Here is a 17,726-nt window from a genome sequence, read left to right on the forward strand (position 1 = left end):
GAGCATAAATCAACATATGCTCTTTTACGTGCCATAAGTCTTCCGGTGGTTTCCTCTTTTTTTATTGCAGGTTTACCTGCCTACTGAGAAGACAATTTAATGACTGATATAATCAATGCCGAAAACGGCTTTGAAGCCCTTGGCTTGCCCGAATTTATTCTAACTTCACTTAATAAACTTGGTTTTTCACAACCGACTCCGATTCAGGAGAAAACGATTGGCCCACTAATGGCGGGTAAAGACGTTTTAGGTGAAGCGCAGACCGGTACGGGTAAAACCGCCGCCTTTGGTTTGCCAGCACTTGCCAATATCGATGTAAATCAACGCAAACCGCAAATGTTAGTACTTGCTCCAACACGAGAGCTGGCGATTCAGGTTGCTGAAGCGTTAGAAGACTTTGCTGCGAATATGCGTGGATTGCGCATCGCAACCTTATATGGTGGTCAATCTTACGGCCCACAGTTATCACAGCTGGAAAAAGGTGCTCAGGTTGTTGTCGGTACGCCGGGTCGTTTAATGGACCATTTGCGTCGCAAGACTCTGAAACTTGGTGATATTTCATTTTGTGCGCTTGATGAAGCCGATGAAATGTTAAATATGGGCTTTTTGGAAGATATCGAGTGGATCCTTGATCACTTACCTAAAGAAACCCAAATGGCACTATTTTCCGCGACTATGCCATCAGCAATTCGTAAAGTTGCGAATCGCTTTTTGACGGATCCTGAGCATGTCAAAATTGCCGCGCAAAAGAAAGAAAAAGCCAACATTACCCAGTTAGCCTGGAAAGTTTCAGGCATCAACAAAAATACCGCAATTGAGCGAATTGTTGAAACGTATGACTATGATGCGTTATTGATTTTCGTTCGAACTCGTAACGATACCATTACCGTAGCAGAGCAACTGGAGCGTTTAGGCTATCCATGTGCAGCGCTAAATGGTGATATGAACCAGGCGCAACGTGAGCGCACGGTTGAGCAATTGAAAAATGGCAAAATCTCTATCATGATCGCAACCGACGTTGTTGCTCGTGGTCTAGATATTCCACGTATCGATTTAGTCCTAAACTACGATTTGCCGGGTGACAGCGAATCTTATGTTCACCGTATTGGTCGTACTGGCCGTGCAGGTCGTGAAGGTACGGCAATATCATTTGTTCGACCTCGTGAGATGTATAACTTGCGTCATTATGAGCGTGCTACATCAGGCACTATCAATACCTTTGAATTACCGAGTATTCAGGAAATTGGTCAGCGTCGAATCGAGCGTGCTCGTCAGGCATTAGCAGCAACCGTTGCAAATGTTGAGCTAGATAAAATGGCTGAGATCATGCAGAAAATGGCTGAAGAGTCAGAATTGACTGTTGAGCAGTTAGCGGCAGCGTTATTGTATAATGCGCAGCTTAAGCAGCCGTTCCAGCCAAAAGAAGATCCTAAGCCACGTCGTGACCGTGCGGATCGTGAGACTCGAGGCCGTGATCGTAACGATCGTGGTGAGCGTCGTGGTCGAGATCGCGGTGAGCGCAGTGAGCGTGGTGACCGCAATCGTGGTGAACGTCCGGAGCGTCGTCGCAGTCAAGCGGCTCGACCAGATGTTGATTGGCAGACATATCGTCTAGAAGTTGGTAAAGAGCATGGTGCAAAACCTGGTGATATCGTTGGCGCAATCGCAAATGAAATCTCTTTGGACAGCGCGTATATTGGTCAAATCAACTTACATGATCGCCATAGTTTAGTGCAACTGCCTAAAGGCATGCCAAAAGAAGCGTACAACCAATTACGCAAGGTTCGTGTACGTCGACAGACTCTGGACATTTCAGTATCTGATGCGCCAGTGGTTAATCAACAAAGCCGCCCACGCGCTAACCGCCAAAGCCGCTAATCCGGCCCAAGCCATATAAATAAAAAAGCCAGCCGAGACGCTGGCTTTTTTGTATCGCAAAAGACCCGTTATCAATTCAGCTATCACGACACCCATGCTTAACGATCGCAAGGTCCGTATGATCAGTTAGCAAGACACCCACATTATCTATCCGAATCACAACAGACATCCGAGCACAGGATTGAGGTAATACCAATCACATTAAGTTTGTGCACAACTCAGAGTTAGGGCCGAGGTTCAGTTACAACAAAGATTTCATTGATATAGTCATTCTATATTAATGAAATATAGGGCCGTAAATGGGCCTTAAGGTAAACTCCCTACGGGTGAGTTTTAAAGGCGTTTGAACTACGTTACTGATTTTGGCTCATTTTAAGAGCGGAATAACCATTCTCTGCAATCAAAGCCTTGTCTAAAAGCCTTTAAATTCTCACTGAGTGAGCAATAATTTAATGTGATTGGTATAGGTTGTTAGAAGGAGGAGGCAAGCGGTGATCCTGCTGGTGTTTTTGATTGCGGATTAATAGGGCATTTAACCAGCGCATAAATTTACAAAGAAAAAAGTTGAAGCGGTAATGGGGGAGGTTGCCTGGAAGCCGACTGCGTTGGCTGTCTTGTTCGTGAGTTGTTTAGGGTGGATGTCTAGTTAACGTGTCTTTGATTAGGGAGGGTGTCTAGTTAAGGAGTCTAGTAAACGTGACCTGAAAGGGGATTTTTTTAAGGACACCGGGGGATTATGTTCATCCATTATTTTGATTAATCATAGGCAACCTGGTCGGTGATATTTTGCTGTAACTAATTCCTTACAGCGTGCGGCCAGCCCCATATAATGCTGGCGACGTAGTGGTGTCTAGTTGATCAATTTGCTTGTAAAAATTGATTTACGATCCGCCCTCCTCTGCTGCCGTAGCGGCCTTTTTCCCAGACATGATTCGATTAATAATCAAGGTATCGCTTATTTTCGAGAAGAATTATGACAGACGTAAAAAACCCTATTGGTTTATGTGGTATCGAATTCACAGAATACGCCACACCAGATACAGACTTTATGGATAAAGTTTTTGAAGAATTTGGATTTTCAAAAGTACGCAAATTTAAAGGTAAAGATATCGTTTATTACAATCAGAACGATATTCATTTTTTAGTGAACAATGAGCGTAATGGGTTCTCTAGCGAATTTGCGAAATCTCATGGTCCGGCAATTTGTTCAATGGGCTGGCGAGTAAAAGACGCGCAGTTTGCGTTTGAAGAAGCTGTGCGACGCGGCGCGAAACCAGCTACACAAGCAACCAACAAAGATTTACCGTATCCCGCCATTTATGGTATCGGCGATAGCTTGATCTACTTTATCGATGTCTGGGGTGATAAAGGCACTATTTATCAAAATGATTTTGAATTACTGCCAGAAAATCAAAGAAAAATGGTCGAAGACAAGGGGTTTCTTGCTATCGATCACTTAACCAACAATGTGTATCAGGGCACGATGGAGAAGTGGGCAAATTTCTATAAAGACGTGTTCGGCTTCCAGGAAGTACGCTACTTTGACATTAAAGGGCAAAAAACGGCATTGGTCTCTTATGCGTTGCAATCACCTTGCGGCAACTTCAGCATTCCGATTAATGAAGGTAAAGGTTCGAAAAACAATCAAATTGACGAATATTTAGATGAATACAATGGCCCTGGCGTTCAACATCTGGCATTTATTACTAAAGATCTGGTCGGTTCATTGGATAAACTAGGTCGCGATAATATCGATACCTTGAATATTCTTCCTTCGTATTATGATGATGTTTTCGATCGAATTCCTTGGATCAAAGAAGATAAGAAGCGTGTTCAAGAACATCAAATTCTGGTGGATAGTCAAAAAGAAAATACCTACTTATTGCAGATTTTCACTAAAAACATCTTCGGTCCAATCTTTATTGAGATGATCCAACGTGAAGGTGATTTTGGCTTTGGCGAAGGTAACTTTCAGGCCTTATTTGAATCCATTGAGCTAAACCAAATGGAGCGTGGTACGCTTTAACTCTAAGCAGCTTATGGGTTAACGCCCTAAAACGTGTTCCCAACCAAAAAGCACCAAAGATTGTAGTCTTGGTGCTTTTTTCTTGTTTCAAAATGGCAATACATATTATTGTTTTGATTATTTTTGACCAGATTACGCCAACCCGAAAGCAATTTTGATAGCTTTATTTAACTCAAAAGCCATGCCAGACCCAATATCAGCTATACCTAATTCAGGCGAAGAAACTCTTTAGCCTTTCGAGGTTTATCTTTCTTCGACGTTTTAATTCAAACAACGAATTTAGGTTGATGTCTATGTTTTTACGTGGTTTTAAATCCATTACCCAGATAGCTCTGGTCACTTCATTTTTAGCATTTTCCGCCTCGGTTTTTTCTTTCGAGGAAGAACCATTACCGCAGACCTTAATTAAAAACGTCAAGGTTTGGGATGGTACTTCTAAAAAGTTAAGTAGTCCTCAGGATGTATTAATAGAAGGCGAATTGATTAAATCGATTGGCAAAGACCTTAATGCAAATAATGATGCTACGGTAATCGATGGCAATGAAATGACCATGATCCCCGGATTAATTGATATGCATTCACATTTTTGTATTCAGGAAGGGATGCTTACTGGGCGTGATGATTACGACCAAATGACCATGGGCGCAAGGGCCTATGTATCCATGATGCAGTATCTCGATCAAGGTTTTACCACGGCGAGAAGTGCAGGTTGCAACGATTTAGGCATTGCTAAGGCAATCAACAATGGCTTGTTAAAGGGCCCGAGAATTTTTCCCTCTGGCGGCTTTTTAAGTCAAACCGGTGGCCATGCTGATACCGGCAGTTTTAATGATCAACCGGGTGCCATGGATGATTTAGAACGACATGGATTTGGTTATATCGTTGATGGTAAAACCGAGGTTCGCCGTGCCGCTCGGCAGAATTTTCGAGCCGGAGCCACGCAGATAAAACTGATGGCGGGTGGCGGTGTGGCCAGTGAATTCGACCCAATCCACGCTACGCAATTCTCTGTAGAAGAGTTCGAAGCGGCGGTTGAAGTTGCCAGAGATTATGGTTCATATGTCTTGGTTCATGCCTATCACGATCGTAGTGTAAACCGGGCTATTGATGCCGGTGTCAAAGTAATTGAACATAACTTTTTGGTTTCCGAAGAAACCATTGAGCGTATGGCCGATGAAGGTGTTGCCTTATCGGCTCAAGCGGTAATGTCGTTAGAAGCATTTGGCGATCCGGAATCCATCACCTTTTTTAATCCAGATCAAAAGGTCAAAGCTGCGGCGGTTAATAAAGGCGCTACGCAAATGTTTAAATGGGCATTGGAACATGATGTGTTAATTGTAACCGGTGGCGATATGTTCGGTCCGGCTTATAACACTCGTCAGGCAGATAATATGGTTTGGATGCAAAAGGTCGGCGCTACGCCTTATCAAATTATGAAAATGGGAACTTCGGATGCCGCTGAAGTTCTTAGTTGGTCTGGAGACATGAACCCCTATAAATATGGTGATTTAGGGGTGATAAAAGAGGGCGCTTATGCCGATTTGGTACTGGTTGATGGCAATCCGCTAGAACAACTGGAAGTGTTAAATGAGTACCAAACCAAATTTAAGTTAATTATGAAAAATGGTGACATTCATAAAAATATCATTGACTAAATTAGCCACCATTGCCCGATAAAAATGAAAAAAAAGTTCAGCGATCTAGCTGAACTTTTTGGTTATAGGCGCTTACTCAATACAATACATGGGTGCAATATGCCTAAACATGCAATATTTAGGGCGGTTAGCTACCGCTTACACTCACCTCAAGGTTTTTCAAAATACCATTGTGAATATCATAGATAAAACCGTGTACTGTAACCGGTTGACCGTCATTCCAGGCATTTTGAACCATAGTCGTATTGGCGACGTTTTTCACCTGTTCAATGACGTTGAGCTCACATAACCGGTTGAATCTTTCCTGCTCAGATAAGCTTTCTAATTCCTCTTGATTAAAACGCTGTACATCTTTGATATGACGTAACCAATTATCGATAAGGCCATGCTGAGCATCAGTCATTGATGCCGCAACTCCGCCACAGCCATAATGGCCGCATACAAAAATATGTTTTACTTTTAACACTTCAACGGCATATTGAATAACCGATAAGCAGTTCAAATCGGTATGCACAACAACATTAGCAATATTGCGATGAACAAAAATTTCACCGGGCAATAAACCTAACAACTGATTGGCTGGCACGCGCGAGTCCGAGCATCCTATCCATAAATATTCGGGCGTTTGCTGTTGAGAAAGCTGGTCAAAAAACTCCGGTTGTTCGTTGGTGATTTTTTCGGCCCATTGCTTATTTTGCTCAAATAGATGATTGATATCGTTCATGTGAATTCTCAGAGTCGGGTTTATTTTCGCTATTGTAGGAAAAACTCAGATCTAAGGGAAGTGAATAACTAATGGTCTAATCAGTTAATTTTTGTTTAATTGCTTATGTTTATGTTAGGCAAAACCCCGATCATTGATTAAAATTGAGTTACGAAAATTTAGTTGTGGAGAGTTGTAATGGCAACAGCTAGTGCCAGGCACATATTGGTGGAAGATAAATTTCTGGCGGATAAGTTGAAAAAACGTCTGGAACAAGGGGAAGATTTCGGTCAGCTTGCGAAAAAATATTCTACTTGTCCTTCAGGTAAGCGCGGTGGCGATTTAGGCGAATTTCGCAAGGGACAAATGGTTAAAGCATTTGATGATGTCGTATTTAAAAAGGAAGTCTTAAAAATTCACGGCCCGGTAAGAACCCAGTTTGGTTTTCATTTAATTCAGACTATTTATCGTAATTAACGCGGCAACAGGCTGCCCGCGCGCGGCTACATATTGAATTGTTACACGCTAATCGTCAAATCAGAGCATGAGAATACACTCAAAGTAGCAGGTGTCTTGTTATCAGCGACAAAACACCTGATTGACTACCAGGCTTGTTATAAAATAAAAGCACAGGTTACAAAAGGACTGTAGTGTCTGGCTAGCCTTTGACTAGTTTGACAATGAATAACAGTATTGCAGCACCTACAGTGGCGGTAATAATTGAACCAAGAATACCGCCAGCGGAAATACCCAGTAAACCGAATACATACCCACCAATCACGGCACCAATAATACCGACGATGATATTGCCGATAATTCCGAAACCACCGCCCTTCATTAGCAAGCCCGCGAGCCAGCCCGCAACACCACCAATAATGAGAAATATAATTAAGCTTTGTGTTTCCATGGATTACCTCTCTTCACCCAAACTGGAGAACAAACTATGTCTTTCATTTCTTGTTCAAGATCCGGAATTTTTAGCCAATCAAGCACGAAGAGTCAGACATAAGGTTGATTTAAGGATAGCTGAAAAAACAAAGAACTATGATGTTTGGCCATGATTCAATGGAATGGATGCGATAGGCTTAGCTTCAAAAATGCATGGTTGGCAGCATAACGTCGGGGCCAATGAAAGCTACTTGTTAAACGACAATAGAGCCGGCAATTGTTCGCTATAGGTTAGCAAACGGCAAGGTTTTGTGTAAAACAAACTGCTCACTGGTTAATGAAACACTCCTGCCTGGCATCTAAATTTGGCCGTTAATTACCAACAACACTATTTACATACGCCAGATTACTACTCGTTATCTCGTTCAGCTTGCTCTTGTTTATCTAACGCTTTATTACGCTGCGCAATACGCTGTTTTTGCTCTTCTGTGAGGTTGAATTTACGGGCAGATTTATAGATAAAATACACCCCACCAATAATAAACCCTAGTACGGCGAAGATGATCGCTACGGTGGTGATGTTCATTTATGCTCCGTTGTGTCTGTTTGCTAAGCGATAACCGGTCAGGAAAAAATCTGCTGTCCGGGTATCGCAATGCAGTTTCTCTAATTAGCGTACTCATCATACGATGAATAAAGCGAGACGGTTATTGTATCGTCGCTTGTTTTAAACGTTGCACGAATTGAGTCAGCTTTGCCAACATAGTATCAGGTTGGTGCAGGTTTTCCTCAATGATTTTAACTGTAGCACTGCCGCTAATGGCGCCTTTTGCGCCGCTGGCCAGCGCATCTTTGACGTGCTCAGCGGTTGAGATGCCAAACCCTAACACAGGCGCTGGCGCGCCGTACTTGGCGAGCCGACTCAATAGTTGATCCGACGGCATCGCCGCCGCAACTTCTGTACCGGTTACACCGGCACGGCTCAAGACATAGGTGTAGCCAGTGCTCAATTCGGCAACCTGCTGTAATGTTTTTTCATCGGCATTAGGCGGTGCGATGAAAATTTGCGCAATGCCATGTTGTTGTGCGGCCTCAACAAAAGGGGCGCTTTCGCGAATCGGTACATCGGCAAGCAATACAGAATCAACACCAATTTGCGCCAGTTTTTGATAAAACGCATCCAATCCGTAAGCAAATACCAGGTTGGCGTACAATAATAAGCCTATTGGCGTATGCGGGCTGTATTCTCTGACCTCGCTAAGGATCTCAAAACACGTTTCAGTATTGATGTTGGCACCCAAGGCACGGTTGCCTGCCATTTGAATGGTTAATCCGTCAGCACTCGGATCTGAGAAAGGGATCCCAAGCTCCAATGCATCGGCACCGGCATCAACCAAGGTTTTGATAATTGCCAGGGATTGTTGCCGATTTGGATCGCCTATGGTTACAAAAGGGATAAAGGCGCCTTCGTTGCGCTGCGCTAATTGTGCAAAGCACTGATTGTATCTAGACCCTGCCTGGTTCATGAATGGTTCTCCCGGTAGTTATCGCCTTGTAATATGTCATAAACGTGCTGTAAATCTTTGTCGCCGCGACCGGATAGATTCACCAATATCACGGTTTCTTCAGTGGCGCTGTCAGCAATTTTCAAAGCTTGCGCCAGGGCGTGGGAAGATTCCAGCGCCGGGATAATCCCTTCTTTTTGCGCTAATAGTTGAAACGCCGCTAATGCTTCATCATCGTTAATCGGCACATATTCAGCTCGCCCCGTTTCTTTTAAAAATGCATGTTGCGGGCCAACTCCTGGGTAATCGAGACCTGCAGATACCGAATAGGACTCTTCGATTTGTCCGAATTTATCCTGCATAATGTAGGTGTATGCACCATGCAACATGCCTTTGGTGCCCGCAACTAAGGTGGCGCCATGGCTGTCGGTTTCCACGCCTTTACCACCGGCTTCAACCCCAACCAGTTTTACCCCTTGTTCTTCGATAAAGTCGGTAAACATGCCAATGGCGTTAGAGCCACCACCAACACAGGCAACAACAACATCAGGTAGACGACCCTGTTCGGCAAGAACCTGTTGTTTGGCTTCAATGCCGATCATTTTCTGAAACTCCCGGACGATGGTCGGGAACGGGTGTGGACCGGCGGCCGTACCGAGCAGATAGTGTGCTTTATCGTAATTTGCCGACCAATCACGCAGAGCTTCATTGACCGCGTCTTTTAAGGTTCCACTGCCTGCGGTCACAGGAATAACTTCCGCCCCCATAAGTTTCATCCGAAACACATTGGGTTGTTGACGTTCACAATCCACTTTCCCCATGTAAACCCGGCATTTCAAACCCAGCAGTGCACAGGCTAGGGCAGTGGCAACACCGTGCTGTCCGGCGCCAGTTTCTGCGATGATTTCAGTTTTCCCCATACGTTTTGCAAGCAGAGCCTGACCCAGCACCTGATTGGTTTTGTGGGCTCCACCGTGCAATAGATCTTCGCGTTTCAAATATATCTTAGCTAAGGGATTTGCCACTAAATTCCGGCATAATGTCAGAGGAGTTGGACGACCCGCATAACTGTGCAGCAGTTTTTCGAATTCTTGTTTAAATTCTTCGTCTGTCTGTGAATCTTTAAATGCCTGGTCCAGCTGCTCAAGCGCTGGCACCAGTAACTCACTGACGTACATGCCACCAAACTGGCCAAAATACGCGTCATTGTATTGTGTTTCTGTTTTATTCATGGACCTGCCTTTTTTGTCCGTATTAAATTCCAATTACCTAATTTTGCTTATGCGGCTCTAAAGCGTTTCTAATGCGTCTCTAGAACGTCGCTAATCTGTTAATAGCGTCGGATTTTACTAAACGCTAACGCCACTTTTTCCGGGGACTTAACGCCTGCGAAAACCTCGAGTCCGGAGTTCATATCCAACCCGTAAAACTCCTGATTATCCAACAAGGTTAACGCCTTATCGAGGTTATCCGGGGCCAGACCGCCAGCGAGAAAACTGTGGTTAAACAGGGCATCACTGCCTTCAATCAATTGCCAGTCAAATGCCTTGCCGCTTCCGCCTTTATAGCTATCAAGTAAATATAAATCGTTGCCTAGTTCATCCAAATTTAGTTCTGGCACTGTATCGATAACTTTAACGGCCTTAATGATCTGACAGCCGGGTGGCAGTCCTGGTTTCAATTTATTGATATACGCTTGGTCTTCTGAGCCGTGCAGTTGCACCGCACTAAGCTTTAAATCGGTAGCCAGACGCTGAACCTGTTCAATATCATCGTCGGCAAATACACCAACAAAATTAAGTGCAAGACCCTTTGCAAATACCGCATCGATAATGGCCATAGCCTTCTCTGGTTCAACATAGCGCGGTGACTTTTCAACGAAAATTAGGCCACCGTATACTGCGCCTTTTAAGGCTGCGGTTATCGCATCTTCAACTTGAGTCAGGCCGCAGACTTTATGATTACCATAAATAAGTGTTCGACAGGCAAGGTCGATATCCGCTTGCGCCATAATCGAACTCCCCACCAAAAAACCATCAACAGCGGGAGCAATCTCGCGTACCTGATGATTGTGATAAATCCCAGACTCGCTGATTACTAGCCGATCTTTGGGGATCATCGGTGCCAGTTCTAAGGTACGGGTAATATCCGTACTAAGATCCCTTAGGTTGCGATTATTGATTCCGATTAGACGGGCATTTAAGCGAATTGCTCGTTGGGTCTCTTCTTCATTCGATACTTCGGTTAATACCCCAAGATTTAATGAATGAGCCAGTTCGCTTAAGCGGGTGTATTCTTCATCGTTCAACACGCTTAGCATTAACAATACGCCGTCTGCGCCGTAATAACGTGCCAGATAAATTTGATATTCGTCGACAAAGAAATCTTTGTTTAGCACTGGGCAATCGACTCGACTTGTCACTTGCTGCAAGTAGTCAAACGTGCCCTGAAAATATTTTTCATCGGTCAATACCGAGATTACGGCCGCATGCTTTTGGTAGATGTCGGCAATCTCACCGACATTAAAATCCTCGCGGATCAGTCCCTTGGAAGGCGACGCCTTTTTACATTCAAGAATAAAACCCGCATTTTCCTGGCTCAAAGCCGCATAAAAATCTTTGCGACTTGGCACTAGCGTGTTGATAAAATTAGATAAAGGGAACGCCTGTTTGCGCTCGGCAATTTCGATACGTTTATCCGCGACGATGGTTTCTAAAATATTAGCCACGACTGATCTCCACCATTGAATTCAACGTGTTCAAAGCCTCGCCGGACTCAAGCACGGACAACACCTGTTGTGCTGCGGCGGGTAGCTCGTCGGCTTTGCCGGCGAGGTAAAGTAATGCGGCAGTATTGATCACCACCGCGTCGCGATGTGCATCCTTGCCAGTGCCACTAAGGATCGCTTTGGTAAATTCGGCATTTTCTTCGGGTTCGCCACCGGTGATATCTGTCAGCGGATATTGGTTTAACCCAAACGATGCCGGAGACACGACTTTTTCTATCAGGGTGTCACCATTAATTTCAATGACCTGGGTTTCACCATGGATGGCCACTTCATCAAGACCACTGCCGTGCACAACCCAGGCTCTTTTCACACCTGTTTTTTGCAAGGCCTGCGCCATAGGTTGCAATAAATCAGGGCTATAGACACCAAGTAACATGATGCTTGGACTGGCGGGATTAACGAGCGGGCCGAGAATATTAAACAACGTCCTGACGCCCATCGCTTTGCGTACCGGTGCCGCGTGGCGAAACCCGCTGTGATACTGGGGCGCAAACAAGAAGCAAAGATTGGCTTGTTCGATGCATTTTGCCGCCGTTTCGGGCGACATTTGCAGATTGACGCCAAAGGCTTCCAGCAGGTCCGCAGACCCGGATTTGCTGGAGACACTACGGTTACCATGTTTAGCCACTTTTAGGCCGCAGGCGGCGGCAACGATGGCTGATGTTGTGGAAATATTGATGGTATGCGCGCCATCCCCGCCGGTGCCAACACAATCGATTAAATCATCTCGCGTCAACGGAAAATCGGTGGCGGCATTACGAATCGCGATGGCAGCACCTGCGATTTCACTGGCACTTTCCTGTTTCATTTTTAATGCAGTCAAAACGCTGGCAAGCAGTTCACCGGCCACTTCACCATTGACGACCTGACTGAAAAACTGCTGCGCCTGATCTATGCTAAGATCTTTGCCTGCTATTATTTGTTCGAGTAGTTGAGACATATACGTATCCTTGTTCCTTAACGATGAGTCTGCATTGAAGACACAGAGGAAGCGTTTTCACCATCAAGCAGATATTGAAAACTTTGTTCGAGTAGCTGGCTGCCCTTAGACGTTAACAATGATTCCGGATGGAATTGAAAACCTAAAACCTTGTCCTGAGAATGCTCGATTGCCATTGCCATCCCCTGATAGTCGGCGATAACCGTTAATGTGTCAGGCATATTCGTAGCAATCAATGAATGATAGCGAGCAACGGGTAGGGGACTTGGTAAATTCGCAAACGGGCCCTGTTGTTGGTGAGCGACCAAAGAGGCCTTGCCATGAACGATTTCTCCGGCTCGTTCGACGTTACCGCCATAATGCTCAACCAGTGCCTGATGACCCAGGCAGATACCAAGAATCGGAAATTTACCGCAGCAACGTTGCAGTAACTCCATCAGACAACCGGCCTGGGATGGAGAGCCGGGACCTGGTGAAATCACCAGAATCACCGGATCCTTTTCCGCGAGCATTGTCTGATAGATATAGTCAGCACTGACGGTGTTACGGTAAATCACTGGCGCAAAGCCAAGGGTTTTAAATTCATCGACCAGGTTGTAGGTAAACGAATCGAGATTATCTAACATGTATAATTTTACCGATTGCATTTACACCGTCTCCTTTGTGTTTAAATCTGCTTGCGCTAATTGAATGGCTTTAATAACCGCCTGAGCTTTTTGTCGTGTCTCATCGGCTTCAGCCTGGGGATCGGAATCATATACCACCCCGGCGCCAGCCTGAATGTAGGCCTTGTTATCCTGTACGAATGCCGAGCGGATGACGATACAGGTATCCATATCGCCGCTGGCGTTTAGATAACCGACCGCACCACCGTAGCTGCCGCGTCGCTGGCCTTCAAATTGGCGGATAAGTTCCGTTGCCCGAACTTTTGGTGCGCCGGATAAGGTGCCCATATTCATGCAGGCCTGATAGGCATGCAAGGCGTCCAGTTCATCTTGCAATGTGCCAACGACCCGGGACACTAGGTGCATGACGTGTGAATAGCGATCCACCTTCAACAATTCTGCGACATGACGAGTACCACCGACACTGACTCTGGCGATGTCATTGCGGGCAAGGTCGACCAGCATTAAATGTTCTGCTTTTTCTTTAATATCGTTGCGTAGCTCTAACTCAATACGACCATCGAGATCATCGCTGTAGCTGCCATCTCGGCGGAATCCACGGCCTCGGGTACCGGCAATCGGATAAAGTTCTACCTGACGATTGCTGGCGGTAAATTTCAGAGCCGATTCCGGCGATGCCCCGAATAACTCAAAACGATCGTCTTTAAGATAAAACATGTACGGGCTGGGGTTGGTTCGTTTTAACTGGCGGTAAGCCTGAACCGTATCTGGACAAGCGATAGAAAACGTTCTTGACGGCACTACCTGAAAAATATCACCGGCACGAATATGCTCTTTTAAGTCTTCTACCTGCTGACAAAACTCGGCATCACTGACGTTAACGTCCACCGGCAGACTCTCTGTGGTGATGTTTGCAGCGACTGAATTGATAGCTACATCGTCGCCTTCAGACGTCTTTTGTTGGGGAGGGTCCATCAATAGCCATTGCTCACATTGCTGATGCAATGCCGCCAGGTGCTGCTTCACTGGGGCATTTTCCCCAACGCTAAAGCTGTTGCTGATAAACTGCGTGGTTTGTTGCTGATGGTCAATTAACACCAATGTACGGGCAAGATAGAACACAAAATCCGGACATTGATTCACACTGTCACTAACCTTCGGCAATTGTTCACTGACGCTGATCAAATCAAAGGCAAATGCACCACCTAAAAAGGTGGCATAAGGACTGGTACTGTCTGGCGCCATGTTTTGTAAAACCCGCAATACTTCAAACGGGTTCAGTGCCAGTAAGCGTGACGCTTCGTCTAACTGAGCATCGGGTGTACTGAAAACGACATGACATTGACTCACCAATTGTTCGGGCACTTTCGCATTTTCGAATTTGTCGGCGGTGTCGGTAACTTGAAGGTCGCTGGCGAAGTGGTCGGCTGAAAAATAGTCTTTTAACTGCCGAAGCAGGGCATCGCCATCTGCCGTTAACGCATATAAATCGACGCGGTTGCCGTGACATTCAACCTTTACGCTGGAATCGATTAACAAAATACTTTTAAGCGCGCGCTTATCGCTGATTTCCGCAGACTCGAGCAATAAACAGTGCTGCTTGTTCGCCGTTAACTGGGCAAACAGGGACAAGGGATCTTGTTGATAGGCGCCATGGAGAATCTCTGTCTGTACCTGAGTCGAAAATGTGTGTTGAAAATGATTCATTATTATTGCCAAATTGTGAGTAAAACCGGGTTTAATTAATCCGTGTACTAGGGTTAATGCCATCTGCAGCATTGCTATCAGGCGTTGTTTTTAAACATTGCTTGTTACCAAGGCATGTCTACGTCAGTTAGCAATTAAAACGATGGGTAAACGTCCTTCGTAATTGGTATTAGTTATAACTATTTGTTTTTAATGCCTAAAAACGAAAAAACCCGCTCGTTAAGCGGGTTTAAGTCATTTTTCGCGAATACGCAAAGCCTCATAACCCACTATGTTGAGTTATGCCACCACCAAATAATCGTAGTAATTACTAGCTTTGCCTGTACCATTACGGCTTGTTTCCACGTAAAATGTAAATTCTTTGTATAGAAAACAGCAAAATACGCCGTAAGTCAACCTCTGGAGTAAAAACTCTTGCAAAAAAATGCAATGGCCAATCAAATCCCACAAAACCCGGTTTCGGGTCAGGGTGAATCACGGTTGATTTCTAACGGGGATGCAAACGTAAGCAGCGAGCACCTGCGGGTTGATCTCCATTCCCATACCCTGTGTTCCGATGGTCATTTAACGGTTGCAGAACTCATCGATCGGGCAACTAATTATCAAATCGATCAGCTGGCCATTACTGATCACGATACCGTAGCCGCGATACCTCTCGCCAAAGCTCACATTCAGGAAAATGCGTTACCGTTGAGATTGATTACCGGCATTGAAGTTTCCACCAGTTGGCAAGGGTTTGAAATCCATATTGTGGGTCTGAATTTTGATGAGCAACATCCGGCGATTACTGAAATCGTTTTAAAACAACAACAAACCCGTGAAGACCGGGCGCGACGGATTGGTGACAAACTGGCAAAAGCTGGGTTTATTAACGTCTATGACGAGGCAAAAAAACTGGCTGGGGAAGGCAGTATTACCCGCGCACATTTTGCTAAAGTATTATTAAATCAGGGGCATGTAAGTGCAATGCAAAAAGCCTTTGATAAGTATCTGGGCAAAGGTCAGCGAGCTTATGTAAAACCGGGTTGGGTTGAGATTGCCCAAGCGGTTGCTGCAATTCGTGCGGCAGGCGGTATATCGGTGATCGCCCATCCGATGAAATATGGCTTGTCGACGAAATGGTTGCGCCGGCTTATCCTTGATTTTAAAGCGGTCGATGGTCAGGCCATTGAAGTGGCGTCACCACAGATGAATCCGCAGCAGCAACAAATGTTATTCGGCTTTTGTCACGAGTATGAATTACTTGCTTCCGTGGGATCGGATTTTCACTATCCAACCCGTTGGAGCGATTTAGGGCGTAATTTGGCTGTACCAGAAGGCACCAATGTTGTCTGGCAACAATGGACCTAATTATGCCTAATGTAAGTTGCGGCTGGTTAAGCAAACGTAGAAGGAAGTGGTAATGAGTCAGTTTTTTTATATGCATCCGGATAATCCACAACCTCGATTAATCAAACAGGCCTGTGAGATGATCCACCAAGGTGCGGTGATCGTCTATCCTACCGATTCCGGCTATGCGTTAGGTTGCCATATCGGCGATAAACAGGCGTTAGAGCGAATTTGTCGCATCCGTGATATTGATAAACACCATAACTTTACACTGTTGTGCCGGGACTTATCGGAGTTGGCCACATACGCGCGGGTGGATAATGCCTATTTTCGTATCCTCAAAAACAATACCCCGGGCAAATACACGTTTATTTTTAAAGGGACCAAGGAAGTGCCGCGACGGTTATTGAATGATAAAAAGAAAACCATAGGTATCCGTATTCCCGAAAACCCGATTGCCATGGCGTTATTGGAAGCGTTGGGGGAGCCTTTAATGTCCACCAGTCTGATTTTGCCGGGCAATGACAGCACAGAATTTGATCCGGAACTGATCCGTGATAACTTAGAGAAACGCGTAGATTTAATCTTAAACGGCGGATATCTTGGGGAAAAGCCAACAACCGTGGTGGATTTAACCGATGATTATCCACAGATCCTTCGCCATGGCGAAGGGCCTGTAGCACCGTTTGAGTAACAGGATTGGATTTGACAACCACAACGACAACAATCACAACCACCATCCGTGAACATTCCTTAGCGGAACCTCAGAGCGATATTGAGCAAGGTGTTATGCAACAGCAAGTCTTGCCTCTGGCCCTGGTTCATGGTGAAGCGGTGGTGGAAAAGCCTCAGGATTTATTTATTCCGCCCGATGCCCTGGAAATCATTCTGGAAGCCTTTGAAGGGCCTTTGGACTTATTGCTGTATCTAATCCGCAAGCAAAAGTTTGATATTGTCGAATTACCGATTGCTGAAATTACCCACCAATATATGGAATACGTGGATGTAATGAAGTCATTGAAGCTTGAACTGGCCGCCGAATATCTGGTGATGGCGGCGATTCTTGCCGAGATCAAATCTCGTTTGCTGCTGCCAAAAACCACGGTTGAGGATGAAGAAGAAGATCCCCGTGCTGAGCTTATCCGTCGTTTGCAGGAATATGAAGTCATTAAACAAGCGGCTGAAGATATGGATGAGTTACCGAGACTGGAGCGCGATGTTCATCTGGCCAATGTAGATTTACCTCAAAGTTATCAACCGCGAGTCGTAGAAACTCAGGTCGATCTTCAGGATCTGGTATTGGCCATGCAAGGCGTGTTGAAACGCGCCGAAGCTTTTGAACATCACCATATTCAGCGGGAAAACCTGTCGACACGTGAGCGCATGAGCCAAATCTTAGCAAAATTAAAACCGGGACAGTTTGTTGAATTTAGCGATTTGTTTCAGGTTCAGGAAGGTCGGGCTGGTGTAGTGGTAACTTTTCTGGCGATTCTGGAGTTAATTAAGGAATCTCTGGTAGAATGCGTGCAATCACAGGTGTTTGGCCATATTCAGGTAAAATCCGTTTGACATGGAACAACCTTTGTTAAGCAATAACGCCGGGTTTATACCAATCACACTAAGTTTGTGCACAACTCAGAGTTAGGGCAGAGGTTCAGTTACAACATAGATTTTATTGATA

The 17,726-nt window shown here is 45.2% G+C and carries 16 protein-coding genes; 7 read left to right on the forward strand and 9 right to left on the reverse strand.

Annotated features, from left to right (window positions below):
* Window positions 1–99: 99 nt before the first annotated feature.
* The 3 genes from ACHUFQ_RS10865 to ACHUFQ_RS10875 all read left to right on the forward strand — a co-directional run bounded on the left by ACHUFQ_RS10865 (window position 100) and on the right by ACHUFQ_RS10875 (window position 5,559).
* Window positions 100–1,878: a DEAD/DEAH box helicase gene (locus ACHUFQ_RS10865; protein ID WP_394175478.1), complete on the forward strand. Its 1,779-nt coding sequence runs from the start codon at window positions 100–102 to the stop codon at window positions 1,876–1,878.
* A 973-nt stretch (window positions 1,879–2,851) separates the two neighbouring features.
* Entirely contained in the window at window positions 2,852–3,904 is a 1,053-nt protein-coding gene (gene hppD, locus ACHUFQ_RS10870; RefSeq protein WP_394175480.1) for a 4-hydroxyphenylpyruvate dioxygenase, read from the forward strand.
* A gap of 287 nt (window positions 3,905–4,191) precedes the next feature.
* On the forward strand, window positions 4,192–5,559 hold the full coding sequence (locus tag ACHUFQ_RS10875; protein WP_394175482.1) for a metal-dependent hydrolase family protein: 1,368 nt from the start codon (window positions 4,192–4,194) through the stop codon (window positions 5,557–5,559).
* Window positions 5,560–5,686: 127 nt separating this feature from the next.
* Here the strand turns inward: ACHUFQ_RS10875 and can are convergent, their stop codons facing one another.
* The gene (can, locus tag ACHUFQ_RS10880; protein WP_394175484.1) at window positions 5,687–6,283 is read right to left on the reverse strand and encodes a carbonate dehydratase; all 597 of its coding nucleotides are present in this window, start codon (window positions 6,281–6,283) and stop codon (window positions 5,687–5,689) included.
* Between the two features lie 177 nt (window positions 6,284–6,460).
* Between can and ACHUFQ_RS10885 the strand changes: the two genes are divergently transcribed.
* Entirely contained in the window at window positions 6,461–6,739 is a 279-nt protein-coding gene (locus ACHUFQ_RS10885; protein ID WP_394175486.1) for a peptidylprolyl isomerase, read from the forward strand.
* Between the two features lie 181 nt (window positions 6,740–6,920).
* Here the strand turns inward: ACHUFQ_RS10885 and ACHUFQ_RS10890 are convergent, their stop codons facing one another.
* The 8 genes from ACHUFQ_RS10890 to ACHUFQ_RS10925 form a co-directional block, all read right to left on the reverse strand.
* Window positions 6,921–7,169 carry a GlsB/YeaQ/YmgE family stress response membrane protein gene (locus ACHUFQ_RS10890; protein ID WP_394175487.1) on the reverse strand — a complete coding sequence of 83 codons (249 nt, stop codon included), beginning with the start codon at window positions 7,167–7,169 and terminating at the stop codon, window positions 6,921–6,923.
* A gap of 390 nt (window positions 7,170–7,559) precedes the next feature.
* On the reverse strand, window positions 7,560–7,736 hold the full coding sequence (locus ACHUFQ_RS10895; RefSeq protein WP_394175489.1) for a DUF2897 family protein: 177 nt from the start codon (window positions 7,734–7,736) through the stop codon (window positions 7,560–7,562).
* A gap of 121 nt (window positions 7,737–7,857) precedes the next feature.
* Window positions 7,858–8,676, reverse strand: a complete 819-nt coding sequence (gene trpA / locus ACHUFQ_RS10900) for a tryptophan synthase subunit alpha (RefSeq protein WP_394175491.1) — start codon at window positions 8,674–8,676, stop codon at window positions 7,858–7,860.
* Window positions 8,673–9,887 (reverse strand): tryptophan synthase subunit beta, encoded by a 1,215-nt coding sequence (gene trpB / locus ACHUFQ_RS10905; protein ID WP_394175492.1) that lies wholly within the window; start codon window positions 9,885–9,887, stop codon window positions 8,673–8,675. The genes trpA and trpB overlap by 4 nt, the downstream gene beginning before the upstream one ends.
* A 98-nt stretch (window positions 9,888–9,985) precedes the next feature.
* Window positions 9,986–11,383 (reverse strand): bifunctional indole-3-glycerol-phosphate synthase TrpC/phosphoribosylanthranilate isomerase TrpF, encoded by a 1,398-nt coding sequence (gene trpCF, locus ACHUFQ_RS10910; protein ID WP_394175494.1) that lies wholly within the window; start codon window positions 11,381–11,383, stop codon window positions 9,986–9,988.
* A complete protein-coding gene (trpD, locus tag ACHUFQ_RS10915; RefSeq protein ID WP_394175496.1) occupies window positions 11,376–12,383 on the reverse strand; it encodes an anthranilate phosphoribosyltransferase in 1,008 nt (335 codons plus the stop codon). The genes trpCF and trpD overlap by 8 nt, the downstream gene beginning before the upstream one ends.
* A 17-nt stretch (window positions 12,384–12,400) precedes the next feature.
* Window positions 12,401–13,030 (reverse strand): aminodeoxychorismate/anthranilate synthase component II, encoded by a 630-nt coding sequence (locus ACHUFQ_RS10920; RefSeq protein ID WP_394175498.1) that lies wholly within the window; start codon window positions 13,028–13,030, stop codon window positions 12,401–12,403.
* Window positions 13,031–14,716 (reverse strand): anthranilate synthase component 1, encoded by a 1,686-nt coding sequence (locus tag ACHUFQ_RS10925; protein WP_394175500.1) that lies wholly within the window; start codon window positions 14,714–14,716, stop codon window positions 13,031–13,033.
* 414 nt (window positions 14,717–15,130) lie between these two features.
* Between ACHUFQ_RS10925 and ACHUFQ_RS10930 the strand changes: the two genes are divergently transcribed.
* The 3 genes from ACHUFQ_RS10930 to ACHUFQ_RS10940 all read left to right on the forward strand — a co-directional run bounded on the left by ACHUFQ_RS10930 (window position 15,131) and on the right by ACHUFQ_RS10940 (window position 17,614).
* A complete protein-coding gene (locus ACHUFQ_RS10930) occupies window positions 15,131–16,066 on the forward strand; it encodes a PHP domain-containing protein (protein ID WP_394175502.1) in 936 nt (311 codons plus the stop codon).
* 52 nt (window positions 16,067–16,118) lie between these two features.
* Window positions 16,119–16,739, forward strand: coding sequence for an L-threonylcarbamoyladenylate synthase (locus ACHUFQ_RS10935; RefSeq protein ID WP_394175503.1), 621 nt, complete (start codon window positions 16,119–16,121; stop codon window positions 16,737–16,739).
* Between the two features lie 95 nt (window positions 16,740–16,834).
* Complete coding sequence (locus ACHUFQ_RS10940; RefSeq protein ID WP_394175507.1) at window positions 16,835–17,614, forward strand: segregation and condensation protein A; 780 nt, start codon at window positions 16,835–16,837, stop codon at window positions 17,612–17,614.
* The last annotated feature ends 112 nt before the right edge of the window (window positions 17,615–17,726 follow it).

Origin of the sequence: Thalassotalea litorea (assembly GCF_043642205.1) — a bacterium.
Classification (GTDB): Bacteria; Pseudomonadota; Gammaproteobacteria; order Enterobacterales; family Alteromonadaceae; genus Thalassotalea_A; species Thalassotalea_A litorea.